The sequence below is a fragment of the Actinocorallia aurea genome (assembly GCF_054783995.1).
Genome location: NZ_BAAGPQ010000012.1, coordinates 243,660 through 265,218 on the forward strand (window position 1 = coordinate 243,660; position 21,559 = coordinate 265,218).

General features: G+C 72.7%; 28 protein-coding genes. 17 read left to right on the top strand and 11 right to left on the bottom strand.

Features of this window, described 5'->3' with window-relative positions:
- The first annotated feature begins 90 nt into the window (after positions 1-90).
- Positions 91-1,329, top strand: coding sequence for an alcohol dehydrogenase catalytic domain-containing protein (locus ACYVOM_RS13610; RefSeq protein WP_460303685.1), 1,239 nt, complete (start codon positions 91-93; stop codon positions 1,327-1,329).
- On the opposite strand, the gene ACYVOM_RS13615 is transcribed toward ACYVOM_RS13610, so the two are convergent.
- Positions 1,316-1,993, bottom strand: coding sequence for a TetR family transcriptional regulator (locus tag ACYVOM_RS13615; RefSeq protein ID WP_460303686.1), 678 nt, complete (start codon positions 1,991-1,993; stop codon positions 1,316-1,318). The two genes, ACYVOM_RS13610 and ACYVOM_RS13615, sit on opposite strands and share 14 nt — an antisense overlap.
- Before the next feature lie 108 nt (positions 1,994-2,101).
- Between ACYVOM_RS13615 and ACYVOM_RS13620 the strand changes: the two genes are divergently transcribed.
- The 3 genes from ACYVOM_RS13620 (at position 2,102) to ACYVOM_RS13630 (ending at position 4,240) form a co-directional block, all read left to right on the top strand.
- On the top strand, positions 2,102-3,004 hold the full coding sequence (locus ACYVOM_RS13620; protein WP_460303687.1) for an SDR family oxidoreductase: 903 nt from the start codon (positions 2,102-2,104) through the stop codon (positions 3,002-3,004).
- An 18-nt stretch (positions 3,005-3,022) separates the two neighbouring features.
- Positions 3,023-3,670, top strand: a complete 648-nt coding sequence (locus ACYVOM_RS13625) for a class I SAM-dependent methyltransferase (RefSeq protein WP_460303688.1) — start codon at positions 3,023-3,025, stop codon at positions 3,668-3,670.
- Positions 3,671-4,117: 447 nt separating this feature from the next.
- Entirely contained in the window at positions 4,118-4,240 is a 123-nt protein-coding gene (locus ACYVOM_RS13630; RefSeq protein WP_460303689.1) for a hypothetical protein, read from the top strand.
- 76 nt (positions 4,241-4,316) lie between these two features.
- On the opposite strand, the gene ACYVOM_RS13635 is transcribed toward ACYVOM_RS13630, so the two are convergent.
- On the bottom strand, positions 4,317-5,177 hold the full coding sequence (locus ACYVOM_RS13635) for an MmyB family transcriptional regulator (protein ID WP_460303690.1): 861 nt from the start codon (positions 5,175-5,177) through the stop codon (positions 4,317-4,319).
- Positions 5,178-5,276: 99 nt separating this feature from the next.
- Between ACYVOM_RS13635 and ACYVOM_RS13640 the strand changes: the two genes are divergently transcribed.
- The 3 genes from ACYVOM_RS13640 to ACYVOM_RS13650 all read left to right on the top strand — a co-directional run bounded on the left by ACYVOM_RS13640 (position 5,277) and on the right by ACYVOM_RS13650 (position 7,894).
- Positions 5,277-6,041, top strand: a complete 765-nt coding sequence (locus tag ACYVOM_RS13640) for an SDR family oxidoreductase (protein ID WP_460303691.1) — start codon at positions 5,277-5,279, stop codon at positions 6,039-6,041.
- A gap of 79 nt (positions 6,042-6,120) precedes the next feature.
- On the top strand, positions 6,121-7,044 hold the full coding sequence (locus ACYVOM_RS13645; RefSeq protein ID WP_460303692.1) for a LysR family transcriptional regulator: 924 nt from the start codon (positions 6,121-6,123) through the stop codon (positions 7,042-7,044).
- 145 nt (positions 7,045-7,189) lie between these two features.
- Positions 7,190-7,894, top strand: a complete 705-nt coding sequence (locus tag ACYVOM_RS13650) for a type 1 glutamine amidotransferase domain-containing protein (protein WP_460303693.1) — start codon at positions 7,190-7,192, stop codon at positions 7,892-7,894.
- A gap of 61 nt (positions 7,895-7,955) precedes the next feature.
- On the opposite strand, the gene ACYVOM_RS13655 is transcribed toward ACYVOM_RS13650, so the two are convergent.
- The 3 genes from ACYVOM_RS13655 to ACYVOM_RS13665 are packed head-to-tail and all read right to left on the bottom strand — an operon-like array spanning position 7,956 to position 9,666.
- Positions 7,956-8,987 carry a dipeptidase gene (locus ACYVOM_RS13655; protein ID WP_460303694.1) on the bottom strand — a complete coding sequence of 344 codons (1,032 nt, stop codon included), beginning with the start codon at positions 8,985-8,987 and terminating at the stop codon, positions 7,956-7,958.
- Between the two features lie 27 nt (positions 8,988-9,014).
- Positions 9,015-9,350, bottom strand: a complete 336-nt coding sequence (locus ACYVOM_RS13660; protein WP_460303695.1) for a DMT family transporter — start codon at positions 9,348-9,350, stop codon at positions 9,015-9,017.
- Position 9,351: 1 nt separating this feature from the next.
- Positions 9,352-9,666 (bottom strand): DMT family transporter, encoded by a 315-nt coding sequence (locus tag ACYVOM_RS13665; RefSeq protein WP_460303696.1) that lies wholly within the window; start codon positions 9,664-9,666, stop codon positions 9,352-9,354.
- A gap of 91 nt (positions 9,667-9,757) precedes the next feature.
- Here ACYVOM_RS13665 and ACYVOM_RS13670 point away from each other — a divergent pair, with 91 nt between their 5' ends.
- Positions 9,758-10,345: a TetR/AcrR family transcriptional regulator gene (locus ACYVOM_RS13670; RefSeq protein ID WP_460303697.1), complete on the top strand. Its 588-nt coding sequence runs from the start codon at positions 9,758-9,760 to the stop codon at positions 10,343-10,345.
- Between the two features lie 14 nt (positions 10,346-10,359).
- Here the strand turns inward: ACYVOM_RS13670 and ACYVOM_RS13675 are convergent, their stop codons facing one another.
- Entirely contained in the window at positions 10,360-10,899 is a 540-nt protein-coding gene (locus ACYVOM_RS13675; protein ID WP_460303698.1) for a DinB family protein, read from the bottom strand.
- A gap of 183 nt (positions 10,900-11,082) precedes the next feature.
- Here ACYVOM_RS13675 and ACYVOM_RS13680 point away from each other — a divergent pair, with 183 nt between their 5' ends.
- From ACYVOM_RS13680 to ACYVOM_RS13695, 4 genes are all read left to right on the top strand, one after another.
- On the top strand, positions 11,083-11,250 hold the full coding sequence (locus ACYVOM_RS13680) for a hypothetical protein (RefSeq protein ID WP_460303699.1): 168 nt from the start codon (positions 11,083-11,085) through the stop codon (positions 11,248-11,250).
- 63 nt (positions 11,251-11,313) lie between these two features.
- Complete coding sequence (locus ACYVOM_RS13685; RefSeq protein WP_460303700.1) at positions 11,314-11,826, top strand: metallophosphoesterase family protein; 513 nt, start codon at positions 11,314-11,316, stop codon at positions 11,824-11,826.
- Positions 11,827-12,265: 439 nt separating this feature from the next.
- Positions 12,266-13,033: an SDR family NAD(P)-dependent oxidoreductase gene (locus ACYVOM_RS13690; protein WP_460303701.1), complete on the top strand. Its 768-nt coding sequence runs from the start codon at positions 12,266-12,268 to the stop codon at positions 13,031-13,033.
- A gap of 70 nt (positions 13,034-13,103) precedes the next feature.
- Positions 13,104-14,027, top strand: a complete 924-nt coding sequence (locus ACYVOM_RS13695) for an RNA polymerase sigma-70 factor (RefSeq protein ID WP_460303702.1) — start codon at positions 13,104-13,106, stop codon at positions 14,025-14,027.
- A gap of 142 nt (positions 14,028-14,169) precedes the next feature.
- Here the strand turns inward: ACYVOM_RS13695 and ACYVOM_RS13700 are convergent, their stop codons facing one another.
- Positions 14,170-14,664: a flavin reductase family protein gene (locus tag ACYVOM_RS13700; RefSeq protein ID WP_460303703.1), complete on the bottom strand. Its 495-nt coding sequence runs from the start codon at positions 14,662-14,664 to the stop codon at positions 14,170-14,172.
- Between the two features lie 165 nt (positions 14,665-14,829).
- Between ACYVOM_RS13700 and ACYVOM_RS13705 the strand changes: the two genes are divergently transcribed.
- Positions 14,830-15,168, top strand: coding sequence for a YrdB family protein (locus ACYVOM_RS13705; protein ID WP_460303704.1), 339 nt, complete (start codon positions 14,830-14,832; stop codon positions 15,166-15,168).
- A gap of 75 nt (positions 15,169-15,243) precedes the next feature.
- Here the strand turns inward: ACYVOM_RS13705 and ACYVOM_RS13710 are convergent, their stop codons facing one another.
- Both ACYVOM_RS13710 and ACYVOM_RS13715 read right to left on the bottom strand, forming a co-directional pair.
- The gene (locus ACYVOM_RS13710; protein ID WP_460303705.1) at positions 15,244-16,719 is read right to left on the bottom strand and encodes an APC family permease; all 1,476 of its coding nucleotides are present in this window, start codon (positions 16,717-16,719) and stop codon (positions 15,244-15,246) included.
- A 121-nt stretch (positions 16,720-16,840) separates the two neighbouring features.
- On the bottom strand, positions 16,841-17,455 hold the full coding sequence (locus tag ACYVOM_RS13715) for a TetR/AcrR family transcriptional regulator (RefSeq protein ID WP_460303706.1): 615 nt from the start codon (positions 17,453-17,455) through the stop codon (positions 16,841-16,843).
- Positions 17,456-17,635: 180 nt separating this feature from the next.
- Between ACYVOM_RS13715 and ACYVOM_RS13720 the strand changes: the two genes are divergently transcribed.
- From ACYVOM_RS13720 to ACYVOM_RS13730, 3 genes are all read left to right on the top strand, one after another.
- The gene (locus ACYVOM_RS13720; protein ID WP_460303707.1) at positions 17,636-17,914 is read left to right on the top strand and encodes a carotenoid oxygenase family protein; all 279 of its coding nucleotides are present in this window, start codon (positions 17,636-17,638) and stop codon (positions 17,912-17,914) included.
- Positions 17,805-18,722: a carotenoid oxygenase family protein gene (locus ACYVOM_RS13725; protein WP_460303708.1), complete on the top strand. Its 918-nt coding sequence runs from the start codon at positions 17,805-17,807 to the stop codon at positions 18,720-18,722. The genes ACYVOM_RS13720 and ACYVOM_RS13725 overlap by 110 nt, the downstream gene beginning before the upstream one ends.
- 334 nt (positions 18,723-19,056) lie before the next feature.
- Positions 19,057-19,662, top strand: coding sequence for a hypothetical protein (locus tag ACYVOM_RS13730; RefSeq protein WP_460303709.1), 606 nt, complete (start codon positions 19,057-19,059; stop codon positions 19,660-19,662).
- A 114-nt stretch (positions 19,663-19,776) separates the two neighbouring features.
- Here the strand turns inward: ACYVOM_RS13730 and ACYVOM_RS13735 are convergent, their stop codons facing one another.
- On the bottom strand, positions 19,777-20,349 hold the full coding sequence (locus ACYVOM_RS13735) for a CGNR zinc finger domain-containing protein (protein ID WP_460303710.1): 573 nt from the start codon (positions 20,347-20,349) through the stop codon (positions 19,777-19,779).
- 136 nt (positions 20,350-20,485) lie between these two features.
- On the opposite strand from ACYVOM_RS13735, the gene ACYVOM_RS13740 reads away from it, so the two are divergent.
- Complete coding sequence (locus ACYVOM_RS13740) at positions 20,486-20,914, top strand: SRPBCC family protein (protein WP_460303711.1); 429 nt, start codon at positions 20,486-20,488, stop codon at positions 20,912-20,914.
- Positions 20,915-21,047: 133 nt separating this feature from the next.
- Here the strand turns inward: ACYVOM_RS13740 and ACYVOM_RS13745 are convergent, their stop codons facing one another.
- The gene (locus tag ACYVOM_RS13745) at positions 21,048-21,452 is read right to left on the bottom strand and encodes a MerR family transcriptional regulator (RefSeq protein WP_460304362.1); all 405 of its coding nucleotides are present in this window, start codon (positions 21,450-21,452) and stop codon (positions 21,048-21,050) included.
- Between the last annotated feature and the right edge of the window lie 107 nt (positions 21,453-21,559).

Here is a 21,559-nt window from a genome sequence, read left to right on the forward strand (position 1 = left end):
CGCGTCGACGCCCTGGTCACAGGGGTTCGCGCGGGGCGCCGAAGCCTCCGTGAAACCCGGGGTTACCGTGGGAAAGGCTGAGGGGGCGAGATGTCACCATCACGATTTCGGCCGCACGGCACCGTGCGGCAGCTGGCCACGACCGACCCGCGCGATGTGGCGGCGGCGGCGAAGGCGCTGTTCGGATGGCACGGCGGGCAGCGGATGTCCAGGCTGGGCGCGGCGGCAGCGGCGGCGGCGCGGGAGCGGGCGCGGCCCCGGCGGGAGCGGATGCGGGCGCTCGTCGTCGGGTCGGACGGCGGGCTGTCCTGGCGCGGGGTGCCCGCGCCGCCGCCTCCCGGCCCGCTGGGCGCGACGGTCCACCCGATCGCGATGGCGACCTGCGATCTGGACCGGGCGCTGGTGCTCGGCCGCACCCCGTTCCCGCGACCGCTGCGGCTCGGCCACGAGTGCGTGGCCGAGGTGATGGCCGTCGGGTCCGAGGTGCGCGGCGTGCGGGCCGGCGACCGGGTGGTGGTCCCGTTCGAGATCAACTGCGGGGAGTGCGGAGCGTGCCGGGCGGGGCTGACGGGGAGCTGCCGCGCCGTCCCGCCCGTGTCGATGTACGGGTTCGGGCTGCTCGGCGGGCACTGGGGCGGCGTCTACGCCGATCTGGTCGGCGTCCCGTTCGCCGACGCCATGCTCGTCCCGCTGCCCGCCGGGGTGGCGCCCGCGGACGCCGCGAGCGTCGCCGACACCGTCTGCGACGGCTTCCGGCACGTGGCCCCGCATCTGCCGCGCCTGCTGGAACGCGATCCGGACGCCGAGGTCCTGATCCTCGGCGCGCTCCCCGAACGGTACCCCTACAGCGTCAGCACCGCCCTCTACGCCGGGCTCACGGCCAAGGCCCTCGGCGCCCGCCGGATCACCTTCTGCGACGCCCGCGCCCAGGTGCGCGCGGAGGCCGCCGGGCTGGGCCTCGACCCGATCCGGCCCGCCGAGCTGCGCCGCCGCGACCCGGCGCCGCTGGTGGTCGACATCAGCGGGTCCTCCCGGGGCGTGCGGACGGCGCTGGCCAAGACGGCGCCCGACGGCGTGTGCAGCAGCGTGGGTTCGCTGCACCACTCGGCCCGCATCCCCGTCAGCCTGCTCTTCATCCGGAACGTGACCCTGCACCTGGGCCGCGCGCACACCCGGACCCTCATCCCGCAGGTCCTCGACCTCGTCACCACAGGGGCGCTGCGCCCCGCATCCGTCACCACCCGCCTCGCCGACCTCGACGACGCCCCCGAGGTCCTCACCGACCACATGACCGGCGACACCACCAAGACCGTCCTCACGACGGGCTGACCGCGTCCTCCCGACGGGCGAGGATCCCGGAGGCGGTCACCTGGACCGTCCGGCGCATCACGTCGGTGAAGTCGAGGCGCAGCGCGGCCAGCGCGGGGTCGGAGGCGTAGGCGGCCCGCATGGCTTCGGAGGGCCGGGCGCAGGGCCAGGCGGCGAGGACCATCAGCAGTGCCGTCTCCACCAGCTGGGACGCGCCCTCTTCGCCGAGTTCGGGGACGTGCAGGAGGAACAGCCGCACCCCTTCGCGCAGGGAGCCGAGGGCGGCGTACTTGTGCCGGATCGCGACCTCGGTCGAGATGTTGTGCTCCAGCACCCCGGCCTGGGCGCTCAGCAGGTCGCACAGCACGGGCCGCCGCGCCAGCGAGCCGGCCACGAGCTCGGCGAGCCTGTCCCCGCGCTCGCGCGGCGTGCCCTCGACGGGACGGGACCGGGCCAGCTCGGCGACCCAGTCCTGGACCTCGGCGTCCAGCAGTTCGAGCAGGATCGCCTCGCGGGACTCGAAGTAGCGCAGCACGTTGGACTTGGCCAGGCAGATCCGGCGGCTCAGTTCGTTGAGGCTGAGCCGGGCGACCGGCATCTCGGTCAGCATCTCGGCCGCGACCTGGAGGATCTGCCGCCTGCGTTCGGTCCGCTGCTCCTCGGTGCGGGCGCGTTTGAAGTCCATGGCCGTCAGTTTATACCGCCGGTCTTTTGTTAAGGGACTGCCGGTCTGATACTTTGGCGGCATTAGAGACCACCGGTTCCTTAGTCGTCTGATGATCGGAGACGCACGATGTACCAGGTTCCCGACCAGCACGGCAGGCTCGCCGTGGTCACCGGAGCGAACAGCGGGACCGGCAAGGAGGCCGCCAAGCGGCTCGCGGGCGCCGGGGCGAGCGTCGTGCTCGCGGTGCGCACGCCCGGCAAGGGCGAGCAGGCCCGGCAGGAGATCCTCGCGGCGCACCCCGGAGCGGACGTGGAGGTCCGGCGGCTGGACCTGGCCGACCAGGCGTCGGTCGCCGAGTTCGCCGAAGGGCTGCTCGCCGAGGGGCGTCCGCTGGACGTGCTGGCCAACAACGCGGGCGTGATGCAGGTCCCGACCCGGCACGAGACCGTCGACGGGTTCGAGCTGCAGTTCGCGAGCAACTTCCTCGGCCCGTTCGCGCTCACCGTCCGGCTGCTGCCGCTGCTGCTGAAGGCCCCGGCGCCGCGCGTGGCCACGATGAGCAGCGGCACCGCCAACGGCGCCCGCCTCGACTTCGCCGACCTCCAGTCCACCCGGGGCTACAGCCCGACCCGCGCCTACGCCCGGTCCAAGCTGGCCGACCTGCTCATGACCCGGCACCTGGCGGCCCTGGCGGCGCGGCGCGGCTGGCCGCTCCTGTCGGTCGGGGCGCACCCCGGCTACACGCGCACCAACCTGATGGTCTCCGGGCCGAGCCTCGGCGGCGGCAGGCCAGGCCCACTCGCCGCACTGGCCTTCAAGCTGGTGCCGTCCCAGGGAGTGGAGCAGGGCGCCGAACCCCTCCTGTACGCAGCGACCGGCCCGGACGCCGTTCAGTCCGGCTACTACGGGCCGCGCTGGGGCCTGATCGGCCCGGCGAAGGCGGTCCGCACGCCCCGCAGCGCCCTCGACGAGGACGTCGCCGCCCGCCTGTGGGCCGAGGCGGAAAAGCTCACCGGCCTCTCGGCCTGACCGCGATCCGAAAGGCACATGATGACCACCCTCACCGAGGAATACGCGGCTCCGTCGGACCGGTGCCGGCCGTGCGCGCCGACCGACCGGTCGTCGTTCCTGGCGAGCTGGGCGCGCTCACCGGCGCGGATGGGCGCGGTCGCGCCCAGCTCCCGGCACCTGGCCCGCGCGGTCTGCTCCCCGGTCCCCGAGCGGGGCGACCCGGTCGTGGTGGAGCTGGGCCCGGGCACCGGGCCGTTCACCGCCGAGATCCAGCGCAGGCTCGGCGGACGCGGCCGCCACCTCGCCGTTGAACTCGATCCATTGCTCGCCGAACGCCTGCGCGCGCGCCACCCCGGCGCCGAGGTGATCGCCCACGACGCGCAGCGGTTGCCCGAACTCCTGGAAGAGCGCGGCATCGACCGTGCCGACGTCGTGGTGAGCGGCCTGCCTTGGGCGCTGTTCCCGCAGCCCGTCCAGCACCGGCTGATGGACGCGATCGCCGCGGTCCTCGGCCCGACGGGCGCGTTCAGCGCGTTCACCTACCTGCACGCCGTTCCGCTCGCCCCCGCCCGCCGCTTCCGCGGCCTGCTCGCCGCCCACTTCGAGGAGGTCATCCCCAGCCGCACCGTCTGGCGCAACACCCCGCCCGCCTTCGTCCTGCACGCCCGCCGCCCCCGCCCCTGATTCCGCGAGGGAAATATGCCTATTCGTTCCTGTTTCCTGATGAATGGTGGGATCGGTAGGAAATTTGCGATATCTCGGGTGCCCGAGCCCCGGCCCGGTGGGATTTCGGGCGGCGAACAAGGAGAACAGATGAGGCTGAAGGCGTTGGGCCTGGCGTGTGCGGGGCGGCCGCGGGAACGCTGACGGGCGTCGCGACGGCCGCGCCCGCGAGCGCGGACTGCTACGAGAAGTTCTACACCGCGGTGAAGATCACCTCGAAGAAGAAGTAACGGAAGTCGGCCGGCAGCTCGAACCGCGTCTACAACAAGACCAAGGACACGGTCGTCCGAGCCGCGTACTTCTCGACGACCAGGAAGGTGAAGATGTCGGTCAAGGCCGCTGACAACGCCGAGGTCGGAGGCACCTTCAAGCCCGGGCCACTACCTGACCGCCACCCGCGGGTGGGAGATGCAGGAGGCGAAGGGCTACGTGTACCGGGTGTACTCCAACTGCGAGACCAAGAAGGTGAAGTACTTCACCCTGCGCGGTTCTTGGAGCGACTACACGAAGTACGTGACCCGCAAGATCTGATCCCCCCGCCGCGCGAGCCGCGATCCGCCGGGTTCCGCGGACCCTGACGGCCCTGAGGCCCGCCCGTACCCGGGCCTCAGGGGGTGGCGAAGCGGGTGCGGCCGAGGACGCCGAGGAGCCGGAGCTGCTCTTCGGCCTCGGTGCGGGGGGCTGCGGTGAGGACGAGGAGGGCCTGGGACTGGTCCTCGGTGAACAGGACCTGGCAGTCGACCTCGATCGGGCCGATCTCGGGGTGGATGAGGATCTTGTGGTCGGTGAAGCGCTCGGCGACCTCGTGGCGCTCCCACAGGGCGGTGAACTCCGGGCTCACCCTGCGCAGGGCCCGGACGAGTTCGCCCGCCCGCGAGTCCGGCCCCATCGAGCCGTGGGCGGCGCGCAGGTTCGCGACGTGGGCCCTGCTCTGCCGCTCGCGGTCGTCCTCCGGGTACAGGGTCCGCTCGGCCGGGTCGGTGAACCAGCGGTAGACCTCGCTGCGGGCCAGGCCCGTGAGCCCGGCGCGCTCACCGAACAGGGCGTCGGCCATCCGGTTCTGCACCAGGACCTCGCCCAGGTTCGACAGGATCAGCGCGGGCACGTCGTCGAGGCGGTCCAGGACGCGCAGCAGGGCGGGCGCGACGTGCGTCGCGGCCGACTGCCGTTCCGGCGCGGGATGCCCGGCGACGCGGAACAGGTAGTCGCGTTCGCTGCCGGTGAGCCGCAGGGCGCGGGCGAGCGCGGCGAGCATCTGCCCGCTCGGCTGCGGGCCGCGGCGCTGCTCCAGCCGGGTGTAGTAGTCGGTCGACATCATCGCCAGCGACGCGACCTCCTCGCGGCGCAGCCCCGGCGTGCGGCGGCGCAGCCCCTCGGGGATGCCGACGTCGGCGGGGCGTAGCGCTTCGCGGCGCACCCTCAGGAATGTGGCCAGCGCGGAACGGTCCATGCCCCCATTACGGTCCATGCCCCCATTATCGGCGGTCCGAGCGGCCCAGCCAGGGATCGCCGATCCCCCGATGAGCGGACTCTGCATCGCGCGCCCGATCACGGGCACGATCGGCACATGGACATCTCTGGGAACACCATCTTCATTCCGGGCTCGACCAGCGGCATCGGCCTCGCCCTCGCCCTGGCGCTGCGCGACCGGGGCAACACCGTGATCATCGGGGGGCGGCGGACGGAACTGCTGGAGAAGATCGCCGCCGAGCATCCCGGGATCGACACGGTCCGGATCGACACCGCCGACCCCGAGAGCATCGCCGCCGCGGCCCGCGAGGTCCTCGACCGGCACCCCGACCTGAACGTCCTGGTCGCCATGGCGGGGATCATGCGGGTGGAGGACTGGCACAGCCCCGAGTCGTTCCTGGCCTCCGCCGAGGGGATCATCACCACGAACGTGCTCGGCCCGATCCGGCTGATCGCCGCCTTCATCGAGCATCTGCGGAGCCGTCCGGCGGCCACGATCGTCACCGTGTCGTCCGGGCTGGCGTTCGCGCCGCTGAAGGCCACGCCGAGCTACAACGCCTCCAAGGCCGCGATCCACATGCTCAGCGAGTCCCTGCGCCTGCAGCTCGCCGACACGGGCGTGCAGGTGATGGAGCTGGTGCCGCCGGCCGTCCGGACGGCGCTGATGCCGGGCCAGGAGACCAGCGACTTCGCGATGCCGCTGGACGACTTCGTGACGGAGGTCGTCGCCCTCCTCGCATCGGAGCCCGACGCCCACGAGATCCAGGTGGAGAACGTCAAGTTCCTCCGGTACGGCGAGGCGCGCGGCGACTACCCGAAGGTCGTCGCCCTCCTCAACGACGCCGACCCGCACGGGAAGTGAGGACCGCCCCACAGATGCTCCTCGCAGCGCGGGTCGAGGCCTTGGCGGAGGTGGCCGGTCGACGTGCTTTGCTGGGCGGGTGGCACATGACGGACGGGGCGGGGCGCCGAGCCTCGACCTCCTGCTGACGTTCCTCGAGGTCTACCGGGCCGGGTCGCTTTCGGCCGCGGCGCAGCGGCTCGGGGTGACGCAGCCTGCGGTGAGCGGGCAGATCGCCCGCCTTGAGGGACAGGTCGGGGAGCCGCTGTTCGCGCGCACGTCCAAGGGCGTGACGCCGACGAGACGGGCGGCGGTCCTCGCCTCCCAGGTCGCGTCGCACGTCGACGGGCTGCGGGCGGCGCTGTCGGCGCAGGCGCCGGTCCTCGGGGGCACGGTGCGGGTCGGCGCGGCGGCCGAGTTCACCGCCCTGCGCCTCGTGCCGGTCGTCGCCGACCTCGTCCGGCGCGGCGTCCGGGTGCACGTCACCCAGGGCCTGGCCGAGGACCTGCTGTCCGCGTTGGCCGAAGACCGCCTGGACCTCGTCGTCTCGGCGATCCGCCCCGCGCGCGCCGAGGTGGCGGCGGAGCCTTTCGTCGACGAGGAGTTCGTCCTCGTCGCGCCGCCCGCCCTGGCGCGGACCGTCGACGCCGGGCGGCTCGCCACCGAGCCGGTGGCGGCGCTGGCGCACGTGCCGCTGGTGGCCTACGACGCGCAGCTGTCGATCGTGCGCCGGTACTGGCGCAGCGAGTTCGGCAGGCGGCCCCCGAACCCCGTGGTGATGATCATCCCCGATCTGCGGGCGATCCTGGAGGCCGTCGCCGCGGGCGCGGGCATGTCGGTCCTGCCCCGCTACATCGCCGAGCCGGCGCTCGCGTCGGGCTCGGTCGTCGAGCTGCACCGGCCGGACGCGGCCCCGCTGAACACGCTCTACCTCGCCGTCCGGCGCGGCGCCCCGGCGAACCCCGCCGCCACGGTCCTGCGCGACCACCTCAGGCAGGCCGCCCGACGCTGGGGCGGCCTCTAGCGCGCTCGCGCCCGGCGGCCAAACCATCAGTCATAACGAAACTTATGGCTGCTCGCCGTGGGCGAGAACTATTCGCATCGGCGGGGGAGTTCTTCCGGTGCCCGCGGCGCACCGCCGCGGAATCCCTCTCGTGTGGAGCGCACTGATGTCGAAGGTATTGATGGTCATCACCGGAGCCGACACCCTCACGCTGGCCGACGGCTCGGCCCACCCGACCGGGTACTGGGCCGAGGAGGTCGCCGCCTCCCATCGGGTCCTCGCCGAGGCGGGCGTCGAAGTGGTCTTCGCGACGCCGGGCGGCGTCCGCCCGACCGTCGACCCGATCAGTCTCGACGAGCGCGGCGGCGTGTCCGCCGACGACGCGCGGACCTACGGCGACCACCTCGACGGCCTGGCCGACCAGCTCGCGCACCCGCTCGCCCTGGCGCGTGCGAAGGCCGAGGACTACGACGCGATCTACCTCCCCGGCGGCCACGGCCCGATGGCCGACCTCGATGGCGACGCCGACCTGGGCAGGCTGCTGAACACCGCCCAGGCCGAAGGCAGGATCGTCGCGGCCCTGTGCCACGGCGTCGCGGCTCTGCTGAGCGCCGAGGGCCCGGACGGCGCCTTCACCTTCGCGGGCCGCGAGATCACGTCCTTCACCGACGAGGAAGAGCGCCAGGGCGGTCTCGGCGAGGCGTCCCCGTACTTCGTGGAGAGCCGCCTGCGCGAGCGCGGAGCCGTCCTCCGGACCGGCGCCCCCTGGAGCGACACGGTGGTGCGCGACGGCCTCCTCATCACCGGCCAGAACCCCCAGTCGAGCGCCTCGACCGCCGAGACCGTCCTCAAGGCCCTCGCCGAGCGCTGACCGCCGGCGGTGCGCAGGGACGTCGCCCTCCGCACCGCCCGCGCGGCGGCCGACCGGCCGGTCAGCGCAGATGCGTGGTGAGCAGGCGGTGGAGGTTGGCGCCGAGGATCGCGCGGACGTCGGCGTCGGGGTGGCCGCGGGCGAGGAGCTCCGCGGTGAGCAGGGGCAGGCCCGCCGGGCCGGCCAGGCCGGGGAGGGTGGCCATGACGTCGAAGTCGACGGTCGCGGCGGGGTCCTCGCAGCAGGGCGGGGTGAGGTCGGTGTAGACCTCGTGGACGAAGTCGGGGCCGAGCCCGACGTGGTCGATGCCCGCGACCTCCGCGACGTGCTCGACGTGGTCGGCGAGCCGGGCGACGGTGTAGCCGGCCGGATCGGCGTCCAGGAACCCCGGCAGGAAGTTCACGCACACCACCCCGCCGGTCGCCGCGACGCCCCGGATCTGCTCGTCGGTCAGGTTCCGGTGGTGGTCGCGCAGCGCCCGGGCGCTGGAGTGGGTGGCGACCACCGGCCGGCGCGCGAGTTCGAGGACGTGCCCGACCCCGCTCGCGCCCAGATGGGAGATGTCCAGCAGGATCCCGAGCCGCTCCATCTCGGCCACGGCCGCGACGCCCGCGGCGGTCAGCCGGCTCCCGGTGGCGTCCTCGCCACTGCCGTCGGCGAGCGGGGTCCGTCCCCAGTGCGCCAGCGAGGCCACCCGCACCCCGAGCCGGTGCAGGGTCGGGAGCAGTTCGACGTTGGCGTCGAGGCCCGGCATGCTCTCCAGTGCCAGGACGAGCGCGATCTTGCCCTCCGCCAGCGCCGCGTCGATCTGCGCCCCGTTCAGGCAGAGCCGGACGTCGTCGGCGTTGCCCTCGGCGATCGTGTGCGCGCACTCGATCATCCGCAGCGTCTCGCGCAGCGCGCCCTCCGGACGGAACCCGTCGTCGATGAAGACGGGCAGCACCTGGAGGTCGACCCCGCCCGCGCGCAGTTGCGGCAGCCACCGCTCGCGGAAGAACGACGCCCAACGGGAGGGCGGGCGGGCCGTCACCGCCATCAGGAGGTCGTTGTGCGCGTCGGCCACCACCGCGCTCGTGTGCAGGTCCCCGGGCATGGTCCGCACTGTAGCCGTGGGCCCCGCTCAGCTCTGGGGGCGGGGCGGGGGCTTGAGGACCTTGAGGCCGACGACGCAGCCGACGATGCCGATCAGGAAGAGGGTCTTGAGGAGGGAGGCGGGCTCGGTGCCGGTGAGCATCGCCCAGGTGACGGTGAGGGCCGCGCCGGTGCCCGTCCAGACGGCGTAGGCGGTGCTGATGGGGATGTGCCGCACCGCGTAGGCCAGGGTGGCCATGCTGAGCGCGATGCCGAGGACGAAGACCGCGGTCGGGAAGGGGCGGGTGAAACCGTCGCTCGCGCCGAGGGCGGTGGCCCACACGGCTTCCAGGACGGCGCTCACGAGGAGGACGGACCAGGCCATCTCAGGTCACCGCCTTCAGGCCCGCGACGCAGGCGATCAGCCCCGTCAGCAGGGCCGCGCGCGCGGGCGGCAGCGTCTCGCGGCGACGGACGACGGCGATCACGACGGTGAGGGCGGCCCCGATGCCCACCCACACGGCGTAGGCGGTTCCCACGGGCAGCCGCGTCATCGCGTAGGACAGCCCGGCCATGCTCGCGATGATCGAGACACCGAACACGATCGTCGGGCGGGTGCGCCGGAATCCGTTCGTCTCGCCCAGCGCGGTCGCCCAGACGGCCTCCAGCACGCCCGACACGATCAGTACCAGCCAGGCCATGTCCCCTCCTCGATGCCGAAATCCCTCATTTCGCACGATCGTGCGAAACCCCTGTCTAGCACATTTCGCACGACTGTGCGAAAATGGGGACATGGCACCGAGGCTCGACAGAGAGGCCCGACGCCGTCTGGTCAGCGAGGCGGCGTGGCGGGTGCTCGCGCGCGACGGCCTCGCGGAGCTTTCGGTGCGCAACGTGGCGGCCGAGGCGGGGCTGCCGCAGAGTTCGCTGCGCTACACGTTCCCGACGGTCGCGAGCATGCGGGAGCAGGCGGCGGAGCTCGTGATCGAGCGGCTGGGCGAGCGCGTCGCCCGCATCGGCGGTTCCGGCCCCGACCGCGCCCGCCGCGTCCTGCGGGAACTCCTGCCCCTGGACGACGAGCGGCGCACCGAGATGGAGGTCTACCTGGCCCTGGGCACCGCCGCCATGACCGACCCCGCGCTGCGCCCCGCGCACCGCCGCGTCCACGAGGGCGTCCGCCGCGTCTGCGCCGACGCGCTCCACGACCTCACCGCCGCAGCCCCCACAGCCCCCGAAGACCCCACAGACTCCGAGGTCTCACGCCTGCACGCCCTCGTCGACGGCCTAGCCCTGCACATCGTCCGCCAGGACCCCGGCACCGACCCCCACTGGGCCGCCGACATCCTCGACACCTACCTGGACGGTCAGACGACCCGCTGAGGCTCCCGCCGCGGTCATTCTCCGGTGGAGCCGTCCACGGATTCGCGGAGGAGGTCGGCGTGGCCGTTGTGGCGGGCGTACTCCTCGATGAGGTGGCAGAGGATCCAGCGGACGGAGGGGGACGTGCCGTCGAGGCGGGGGAGGGCGGACGGGGTCGACAGGTCTGACCGTTCGAGGGCGGCGGCGAGGGCGGCGCGGGACCGGGCCACGGCGGTGTGCCACAGGGCGTAGAGGGCTGCGGGGTCGTCGTCGGCGGCGGTGCGCCAGTCCCAGTCGGGGTCTGCGCGCCAGTCGACGGCGTCCCAGGGGGCCGGTCGCGGCGCGCCGAGCACGCGGTGGGTGACCCAGGTGTCCTCGACGAAGGCGAGGTGCTTGAGCAGCCCGCCGAGCGTCATCGAGGAGACGCCGACGGTGGCGCGCAGCCCCGCGTCGTCCAGGCCGCGGCATTTCCCGGCGAAGGTGGCGCGCTGGTAGTCGAGGAAACCGGTGAGGGTGGCGAACTCGTCTCCGTCCAGGGGAGGAAGCGGGCGGCCCTGTTCGTCGAGGTCGGTCATGCAGGTCAGCCTAGGCCCGCTCCCTCGGAGCCCGTCTCCCGGACGTCCGCCGCCATGCCGCCGCGCGCCTGAAGCCGTGCAGCGCCATCTTTGGGCCTCTTCACGTTCACGCGGCGGGATTACGGTGCCGGGATGTTCTGTTGCGAGCCGAGCCGGCGGGAGCTCATCCGGTGGAGTGCCGTGGTGGCGGGAGCCGCCGTGCTCGGGTCGCCGGGGGAGGCGCGGGCGGCGCAGGTGCGGCCGGCCGGGCTGGAACTGGTGACGCTCACCGAGGACGGCGCCATCTTCACCTGGTACACGGGGATCGAGGGGACCGATGACGGGCTGGGGCGCATGGTGCCCGCCGCGTAGCCGCCGCCCGGCGACTTCCTGTACGCGATCGCGCTCTGCAACGATCTGCATCTCGGCGAGACCGTGGCGGGCCTCGTCGGCGGGCTGCCCATCAAGGGGATCTCCCAGGTCGAGGGGCATCCGCCCTACCCCGAGGTGATGGCCGAGGCGCTGGTCGCCGACGCCCTGGCCCGCGGGGCGTCGCGGCTCCTGGTCGCCGGCGACGTCACGAGCGAGGCCGCGCCCGTCGACCTGGGCGCCGCCCGCCGCATCCTCGACGGGTTCGGCGCCCTCGGCGCGGACTACCTCGTCGCCCGCGGCAACCACGACCGCGCCCACACCGGCGCGGCCTACGCCGACTGCCGCCCCGGCCGCTGGCAGGGCGGTGACTGCTTCGCCGACGAGTTCGCGCCCCCGCCCGGCGAACCCTCGTTCTTCACCGCGGGGTTCGGCGACCTGCGCGTCATCGGCCTCGACACCTACGACAAGGCGGGCAACGGCGCCCCACGATCGTCTTCGGCCACCACCCGCTGTTCTGCGAGGCCGACCCCCTGGCGATCACCGGCACCCACTCGCTCGAAGCGGTCCAGTCCCTGACGATCCTCGGCGACTACGCCCGCACCCCCGGCGTCTTCCTCCACCACGCGGGCCACACGCACCGCAACCGCCGCTCGAACTTCCCCCTGGCCCCGAACGTCACCCACCAGGAGGTCGCCGCCGCCAAGGAGTACCCCGGCGGCTTCTCCCTCCTGCGCGTCCACACCGGCGGCCACGCCCTCACCTACTACAAGACCCGCTCCCCGGAGGCCCGCGCCTGGAGCGAGCGCTCCCGCCAGGAACTCTCCGGCCTCTGGCCCCAACTCTCCCTCGGCGCCCGTCTCTCCGACCGCAACACCATGGTCACCCGCTCCGTCTAGGGACGACAGCCGCTGCGCAGCCGTTTCTCCTGGGCATGTCACAGCGAGCCGGGCTGTCTCGTCTCGGGGGCAGAGGGATTTCGAGGGAGATCCCGCCCTTCTGTGGCAAGGAGTCGGACATGAGCGAGCAGGCAGCGCAGCGGAGCGTCGCGTTGGTGACCGGGGCGAACAAGGGGATCGGGCGTGGGGTCGCCGGGGCACTCGCGGAGCTGGGGATGACGGTGCTGGTCGGGGCGCGGGACGCGCGGCGCGGCGAGGAGGCCGCGGCGGCGCTGCGGGCGAAAGGAGGGGACGCGCACGCGGTCGCGCTCGACGTCACCGACGCGGGCGTGATCGGTGCGGCCGCGTCGTGGATCAAGGAGCGCTTCGGCCGGCTCGACGTGCTGGTCAACAACGCCGGCATCACGGGTTCCGGACAGGTCGCGCCGCAGGACGCCCGCGATCAGATCCCCGGCGCCGTCGACCTCGGCATGGTCCGGGCGGTCTTCGAGACCAACGTCTTCGGCGTGATCGCGGTGACCAACGCGCTGCTGCCGCTGCTGCGGCGGTCGGCCGCGCCGCGCGTCGTCAACGTGAGCAGCCACGCCGCGTCGCTCGGCCTCACCGGAGATCCGGAGGGGCCCTTCGCGGCGCTGCTCCCGTCGGCCGCCTACTCGCCTTCGAAGTCCGCGCTCAACGCCTTGACCGTGAACTACGCCAAGGAACTGCGCGAGGAAGGCGTTCTCGTCAACTCCGTCGCGCCCGGCTTCGTCGACACCGACAGCAACGCCCACACGGGGTTCCTCACCGTGGCGGAGGGCGCCGCGGTCGTCGTCCGGCTGGCCACCCTCGGCGCGGACGGGCCTACCGGGGGCTTCTTCGGCGCGGAAGGCCCCGTGCCGTGGTGAGCGGGTGGCGAGGCCGGATCGTGAACGGAAAGGTGGGCGTCATGCAGGAGCACGGCGAGGGAGGGAAGGCGTGACCCGGAGCGAGGAGTTCGAGGAGCTCCGGCCGCTGCTGTTCTCGATCTCCTACCGGATCCTGGGCAGCGTGAGCGAGGCCGAGGACGCGGTCCAGGAGACCTGGCTGCGCTACGCGGCGGCTCCGGCCGAACCCGGATCGGCCAAGGCGTTCCTGGCCGCGGTCGTGTCGCGCGTCTCGATCGACGTGCTGCGCTCGGCGCGGGTCCGGCGCGAGGAGTACGCGGGGGACTGGTTCCCCGAGCCGCTCCTGGCCGACCCGTACGCGGATCCGGAGCGGTCGGCGGAGTTGGCGGACTCGGTGTCGATGGCGGCGCTGCTGCTGCTGGAGCGGCTCAGCCCGCTGGAGCGGGCCGTGTTCGTGCTCCGCGAGGTGTTCGGGTTCGGGTTCGGCGACGTCGCCGCGGCGGTGGGGCGTTCGGAGTCGGCGTGCCGCCAGCTCGCGGTGCGGGCCCGCCGCCACATGGCGGCGGGCCGTCCCCGGTTCGAGGCCGACCGCGCGGAGCGCGAGGAACTCGCCGGCCGGTTCTTCGCCGCGTTCCGGGAGGGCGACGTCGCCGGTTTGCGGGAACTGTTGGCCGGTGACGTCCAGCTGGTGGGCGACGGGGGCGGCAAGGCCCCGCGGTTCGCCGACCGCCTCGCGGGGATCGAGAAGGTGGCCGCGGCGCTCGCCTGGCTCGTCACGCGGTTCGTCGCGATCGGCGGGAAGCTGGAGCCGCACCAGGTGAACGGCCTGCCCGGCGCGATCCTCCGCGACCGCGACGGCCGGGTCTTCGCCACCTGGACCCTCGACGTCCTGGACGGCCGGATCCAGACGATCCGCACCATCAACAACCCTGACAAACTCCGACACATCGGCCCGGTCGCAGACTCCTGGGCCGCCCTTCGAGAGACCTCCCCAACCCCCATCACCCCGAACTGACCACCCCCACCCCCATCGCTCCCATCCGACGAACCCGCCTCCCGGGAGCGGCGCCGAGTCCCTCCCCCACAGGCGCGGACCCGCCGAACGGCCGGGCCGCGCCCGCGGGGGAGGGGTGCCGGGATGCCGCTGCGGGTGGGGGTCAGCCGGAGGGTGGGTGGCCTGGGGAGAGGGGCGGTAGGGCGGCGAGGCCGAGGGGTGGGGTGGCGTCGTCGGCTTCTGCGGTCTCAGGGGCGAGGAGGAAGCCGACGTGGTCGCCGAGGTCGACGCGGTCGAGGATCCGGCCGACCATCCGGCGTGCGGGCGCGGTGAGCAGGGGGACGCCTCCGGGGTCCTCGGTCCACGCGCAGTGGGCGAACTTGTCGGTCTCGTCGCCGGTGCTCTCGGCGAACAGCCGGGCGAGGGCGAGGTGTTCGGCGTCCCCGGCGCGCAGCGCGTGGACGGCGAGCCGTGCCGAGGAGGAGGCGACGAGGAAGGTCCGGTTGGCGCGGGACAGGCAGACCAGGTATCGGACGGGCTCCATGCTGCACTGCGTGGCGAACCCGACGAGGCAGCCGGCCCGCTCGCCTCCGGAGGCTGCCGTGACGATCAGGGCGGGCGGGTCAAAGCCCCGGGCGAACTCGTCGAAACCATCCATGACCGCCTCATGCCCGCCAGAACGCCGGTTCTCCCACCCAGACCCTCCGCACGGCGGTGCGCATGCCCGACGGATGTGGGGTTCAGGGCTTGCGGTCCGGCATTTCCGGCATGATCCTTCGGTGGGACCGCTGGGGGCCGAGCACGGCGACGACGGGAGGCGGACATGGGTCGCGCGTTCTTCTGGGCCAACGCGGGGCTGGCCTTCGTGCTGGAGGTGGCGGCCCTGGTGCTGCTGGCGAGGTGGGGGTTCACCCGGGACGGCGGATGGGCCCTTCGGGTGCTGCTCGGTGTCGGCGCGCCGGTCGTCGCCGCCGTCGTCTGGGGGCTGTTCGCCGCGCCGCGGGCCGTCTACCGGATCCCGGTTCCCGGGGTCCTCGCCGTGAAGGCCGCGGTCTTCCTGTCCGCCGCGCTCGCCGTGGACGCGCTGCACGGCGCCACGGCCGCCGTCGTCTTCACCGCGGTCGTCGTGGCCAACACGGCCATCGTGACGGTCCAGCGCTGACCGCGAGCCCCCACGCCGCCTCGCCCGCGGCGCCCGTGCGGAGGTGGGCTCGCACGGGCGCCGCGGCGGGGGCGGTCAGCGGTCGCGGTCGCCGGTGAGGTGGCCGACGACGCCGAGGACCAGGAGGACGGCGACGGTGCCGAGGGTGAAGGACTCGAAGGTGAGGCGGGAGACGCCCCAGCTGTCGACGAAGTCGTAGGACTGGCCGAAGAGCGATTCGAGGGTGCCGGGGAAGAGCGCGACCCAGCTGCCCACGGCGATCCACGCGAGGACGACGGCGCAGCAGACGGCCATCGCGGGCGCGCGGTAGGGGCGCGGCGTGTCCGGGTGGGTGCGGCGGAGCCTGGCGGCCGCCGGGATGATCACCAGGTAGGACATGAGCAGTGTGGTGATCGCGACGGTGAGCACGACGCCGAAGATGGACGCGCTGGTGCCGTCGACGATCTGCATCGCCGCGAGGAGGAACACCGTCGCGGTGACACCGGACAGCAGGTTGACCCGGACGGGCGTGCCGAGGCGCGGGTGGAACGCGCCGAGCTTGCGGCTGAAGAAGCCTCCGTCGGCGGCGGCCATGGCCTGCATCCGGTCGGAGACGATCATCCAGGCGCTGCCCTGGTTGAGCAGGGCGAACACGAACACCACGGCGGTGACGGTGAGGAGCCCGTCGGCGGCGCCGCCGTACAGGGAGAAGACGGTCTGGACGGCGTCGAAGAACCCGCCGAGCCCGGTGACGTCCTCGGAGGGGGTGACGGCGATGATGGCGAAGACGGGCAGCAGGTAGCACAGGACGGCGATGCCGGCGGACCTGCCGACGGCGGCCGGGACGTCGCGCTGCGGGTCGCGCATCTCCTCGCCCGCGCCGTTGGGCGCCTCGAAGCCGACGTAGGCGAACAGCAGGACGGGCACGACGGCCAGGAATCCGCCCATGGTGGGCGTGAAGTGGGCGTCCTCGAGCCCGGCGAACCCGTTCTTCGCCCCGTAGGCCAGGGCGGTCCCGACGAACACGACGACCACGGCGATCTTCGCGACGGCGCCCGCGATGGTGATCCACTTGCCGGTGCGGAGGCTGACGATGGCGGTGAGGATGGTCAGCCAGATGAAGACGAGCTTGAAGACGTAGTCGGCGACGGTGCCGCTGCCGAGGTGGAAGACGAACCCGTCCCAGGTGTCGGCGGCGAGGAAGACGAGCGAGCCGCCGATCCACACGGGGTTGGTGACCCAGTAGAAGAGGGTCGTGACGCCCGCGGCGAGCTTGCCGAAGGCGAGCTTGACCCAGACGTAGGGCCCGCCTTCCTGCGGGAACGCCGAGCCGAGCTCGGAGAAGATCAGCGCGTAGGGGACGAGGAAGAAGACGGCGAGGACCGCGGTCCACGTGAACGCCTCGCCCCCGTTGATGGAGATGGCGCCGAGGGTGTCGAGGGAGATGACGGCGGCGACGGCCAGGGCGACGATGTCGAGGCGGCGCAGGGTCTTGGGCAGGCCGACCGCGGCGGACTCTCCGGGCGGCGCTGCCTCGTCCCGCAGGACGCGGTCATGAGGGGATGCGGTCATGGGGGTCTCCAATTCTTTGATGCGAGATTCAAGCTTTGGAGAAACACCCCTGTCAACCACCTGCGGTTACATACGCGTTAATCTGAACCTTTCGTCGAAGAAATCGTCGGCACGGGTCGGCTCAGAGCTCCGCGCACCCGGTGAGGAGCCGGGCCTGGGCGACGATGAGGCGGCGCGCCTCCTCCGGCCGGAGGGCGGCGTTGCGGCTGACGATGTGCAGGCCGTAGCCGTCTTCGAGGGCCACCATGGTGCGGGCGAGGTCCCCGGCCGGACCGCTGAGGGTGAAGGCGCCGGAGGCGGCCCCGACCTCCAGGACCAGCGCGTACAGGGCGACCTCGCGGGCGAACAGGGATCCCATGAGGGTGGCGTGCCCCGGGCTGCGGTCGGCGCGGCGGTGCAGCTCGTACAGCAGCCCGTGGAGGGTGTCCTCCGGCCCGGCGGGCAGGCCGCTGTCGATCAGGGCGCGCAGGCGGCGCACCGGGTGGCCCGCCTCGGCGTCGGTGACCTTGTGCCGGGCGGCCAGGAAGTCCTCCACCGCGCCCCGGTGCACCTCCAGCACCAGGTCGTCGAGTTCGGGGTAGTAGTACAGCACCGAGCCCGCCGACATGCCCGCCTCGGCCGCGATGTCCTTGATCCGCAGGCCTTCCAGGCCCCGCTCGGCGATCGCCCGTCCCGCCGCCGTCACCAGCGCCTCGCGGCGCGCGGTCTGGTTCTTCGGCCTGCCTGCTCTGCTCATGACCGTCGATTCTCCGCGACCCCGAGCAGGCGGGGCAAGCCGCCCCCGCCCAACGGGGCGCGAAACACCCCCCAATTATTTGACTCCCCGTTCAAGGATGTCCCGCGCTGTGCGCCCCTCCCGCGGCGGTCGCGGCGCGGGTAGCCTTCGACGCATCGGATCTTCCGGAGGAGGCGCCCCATGCCCCACCCCTATCTCCAGGGCCCGCACGCCCCGGTCTCCCGGGAGCTGACGCTCACCGATCTGAAGGTGACCGGAACGCTGCCGGAGAGCCTCAACGGGCGCTTCCTGCGCAACGGCCCGAATCCGATCGGCGAAGTGGACCCGGCGACCTACCACTGGTTCGCCGGTGACGCGATGGTGCACGGGATCCGCCCGCCGGACCGTCGACGTCGAGGTCGGCGGCAGTGTGATGATGCACGACTTCTCCCTCACGGAGGAGCACGTCGTCTTCTATGACCTGCCCGTCACCTTCGACCTGGACAAGGTCCTTCCCCCCAAGCGCGTCAGGGTGGACGCGCCGCTGACGGACCGGGCCCGGCTCGTCGCCGCCTCGGCCGTCGGCGGGGTCAGGGTCCCCGAACCGGTGGCGGGCGTCTCGTCCGGCCCGGACAGGTCCTCCGCGATGCCCTACAGCTGGAAGCACGACTACCGGGCCCGGGTCGGGATCATGCCGCGCGAGGGCGGGAACGCCGACGTCCGCTGGTTCGACATCGACCCCTGCTACGTGATGCACCCCCTCAACGCCTACGACGACGGCGAGACCGTCGTCCTCGACGTCGCCCGCATGCCGAAGATCTTCGACAACGACGACGCGTCCATCGGCGAGGTCACCACCACCCTGGAGCGCTGGACCGCGGACCTGCGGACCGGCCGCCTCACCCGCGCGCTCCTCGACGACCGCTCCCAGGACTTCCCCCGCGTCGACGAGCGCCGCACCGGCCTGCGCCACCGCTACGGCTACACGATGCGGCTCGCGCCCGGCGTCGCCGAGCCCGCCGACACCCTCATCAGGCACGACTTCCTCGCCGCCACCTCCCAGACCCGCTCCTTCGGCCGCGGCACGTCCATCGGCGAGTTCGTCTTCGAGCCCGCCGCCCCCGACGCGCCCGAGGGCCACGGCTACCTCATGGGCCTCGTCACCCATCTGGCCGACGACACCACCGACCTCACCCTCCTGGACGCCGAAACCCTCGCCACCCTCGCCACCGTCCACATCCCCGTTCGCGTCCCGACCGGTTTCCACGGGAACTGGCTCGGTGACTGAGCGGCCGACCGCGGCGAGAAGGGCCGCACACCGTCGGTGTTCGGCCCTTCTCGTTCTTCCAAGTGGGCGGCCGGGTCTGTCTGGGCTCTGGAGAATGGCGTGGCCATTGTCGGAAAATGAGCGCTGGATGAGTACTGGAGTATGAAAGGCGAAGCCGTCTTACTCATTTATTGACAGACATCATGATCCTCTTCGATAAGGGTCTGATCGGCTCTTGTCGGGCATGGGCGCCGAACCTAAGCTCGGTATAAGTGAGCGGTTACTTCCCCGCTGAGCTGCGCTTTCGCCGCTCTGTGACCGCCCGCCATCCCACCCCACGTTGAGAGGTCAGTTCATGCGCAAGATCGTTGCTGCGTCCACCATCGCCGGCGCGGGTGCGCTCGCGCTCGTCTTCAGCTCGCCCGCCCTCGCCCTGACGACCGTCACGGGCGGCGGCGCGGTCACCGCGGTCAACTCCGGCAACATCAACTTCCAGGACGTCACCGCCGGCATCACGGCGGCCTGCACCTCCGGCAGCGGCGCGGGCAGCGTGCCGAACGGCACCAACACCCCCGTCGGCTCGCTCAGCTCCCTGTCGCTGAGCGGCTGCTCCGGCTCCGGCATCACCTTCACGCTGACGGTGAACGTCGCCAGCAGCGCCATCAACGTCACCGGCCTCACCAACGGCAGCGGCGTCACGCCGGGCAGCATCACCGGCGTCACCGTCAGCGCGTCGGCCCTCGGCGGCCTGTGCAAGCTCACGGCCGGCGGCGGCTCGCTCAACGGCAGCTACACCAACAGCACCGGCGCGCTCACCACCACGAGCGCGACCGGCGTGACCGTCACCAGCGTCACCGCGGGCTGCCTCGGCCTCGTCAAGAAGAACGACGTCGCCAACCTGACCGGCACCTTCATCGTCAAGAACAGCAGCGGCGGCTTCCCGCAGATCATCTCGACCTGATCCACGGGCCGAGGCGTCAGCCGACAACGGGGCCGTACGACCTTTTTCGGGGTCGTACGGCCCTTCTTCGTGCATTTCTTTTTCCGCGTGGCGCCGTGCCCGCCGAGTTCCCGGTCATGGTGCGCCGTGCTCGTCCCCCGGTGTTCTGGCGGCGCCGTGGCGGGCGCGGAACGCCGCGGCTTTGACGCGGTTTCCGCAGGTGCGCATCGCACACCATTCCCTGCGGTGGCCGCGGGAGCGGTCGAGGTAGACCTGGGTGCATTCGGGGCGGCCGCATTCGCGCAGGAGCTGCGCCTCGTCGCCGCCGATGATCGCGACGGTCTCGCGGGCGAGGCTCGCCAGGCCCTGGGCCGCCGTGCCGGAGCGCAGTATCCCCGCGTCGCCGAGCGCGAGCCCGACGGGCAGGCGCGCGGCGTGGCCGTTGACGGCGGCGACCGCGGCGGGCGGCAAGGGGGCGCCGTCGATTCGGGCGGTGACGAGCGCGTAGATCGACTCGCGCAGCTCCCGCGCGGCGGAAAGGTCCGCCTCGTCCGCGCGGGGGGCCGTGTCGAGCAGGCCCGATTCGGTGAACCAGGCATCGAGGAGCTCGGGCGTGCCGAGCTTCTCCGCGGGCGCGGCGTTGCGGCGCGCGCGCAGGGTGCCGGCGAAGTCGAGCGCGAGGGTCCCGCACGGGAAGGCGTGGTGCACGTAACCAGTCTGAACGGTGATGCAGGTGCGCGCAAGCCCAGTAACCGTCTTGACGGGTTACTGATCTCCGGTCTATGGTCGTAACCACTTGAACCGGTTACTTCAAGCCGGCCGGTTCGCCCGAAGGGAGCCCGACATGGCCGTCGTCCGCCTCGACCTCACCTCGACCCGCACCGTCGCCGAACTCATGGACGTGCTGACCGACTTCAGCCCGAACCGCCCCGCGGCCTGGTCCACCATCGACGCGAAGCACTTCGAGGTCCACGAACTCGGCGACACCTGGGCCGAGGTCACCGAAGGCACCGCGGCGGCTTGGGAACGCGCCCGCTACGAGTGGGACGCCGACCGCGGCCGCGTCGAGATCACCACCCGCGACTCGAAGGTCTTCGGCCCCGGCGGCGGCTGGATCTTCCAGCTCACCCCCACCCCCGAGGGCACCCGCGTCGACGTCGAGTTGACCCGTGAACCTCAGGGCCTCAAGCGACGGGCCCTCGCCGCCCTGCTCCCGCTCGTCGGCCCGGCGTCGCTGCGCAAGTCCCTCGGCGCGGCCCTGCACGCCCGGTGACCCCGCGCCCTCCCGGGCGGGAGACGCCCCCGGGACCGACGCTCGACGATCCGCCCGTGCCCCTCGGCGCGCGCATGGACGCGCGCGGCCGAAGGCACGAGCGCGCGGGTGCGTCGACGGATTCGCTCCCGCTTCAGCGGGTCCGGCGGGGCTCCGCGGGCGACTCGGGTGGGAGGCGGTGGTGGAGGGTGGCGGCGAAGTCCTCGGCGTGGGCCAGTTGGAGGCGCAGGGCGGCGATGCGCTCGTCGGCGGCGGCGGCGTAGGCGCGGAGCCGGTCGGTGAGGGCGCTGCGCTCGGCCGCGGGCTCGGCAGGGTCCTCCAGGCGGTCGGTGATCGACAGGAGGTCGCGCATCTCCTCCAGCGTGAAGCCGAGGGGCTTCATGCGGCGGATCAGCAGGAGGCGGTCGACGTCGGCGCGGGTGTAGAGGCGGAAGCCGCCCGGGGAGCGCCCCGAGGGGACGACCAGGCCCGCCTCGTCGTAGTGGCGGATGGTGCGCAGGGAGAGGCCGGTCGCTTCGGCGACCTCGCCGATCTGCATCATCTCGTCCGCCTTCCTCGCCCCGCCTTCGGCGCGGACGCCGTCGACCGCCGCCGGGGATCTCTACCCTAACGTGAGGGTAGAGTTGCCGCGCGGTGTCCCGGCGC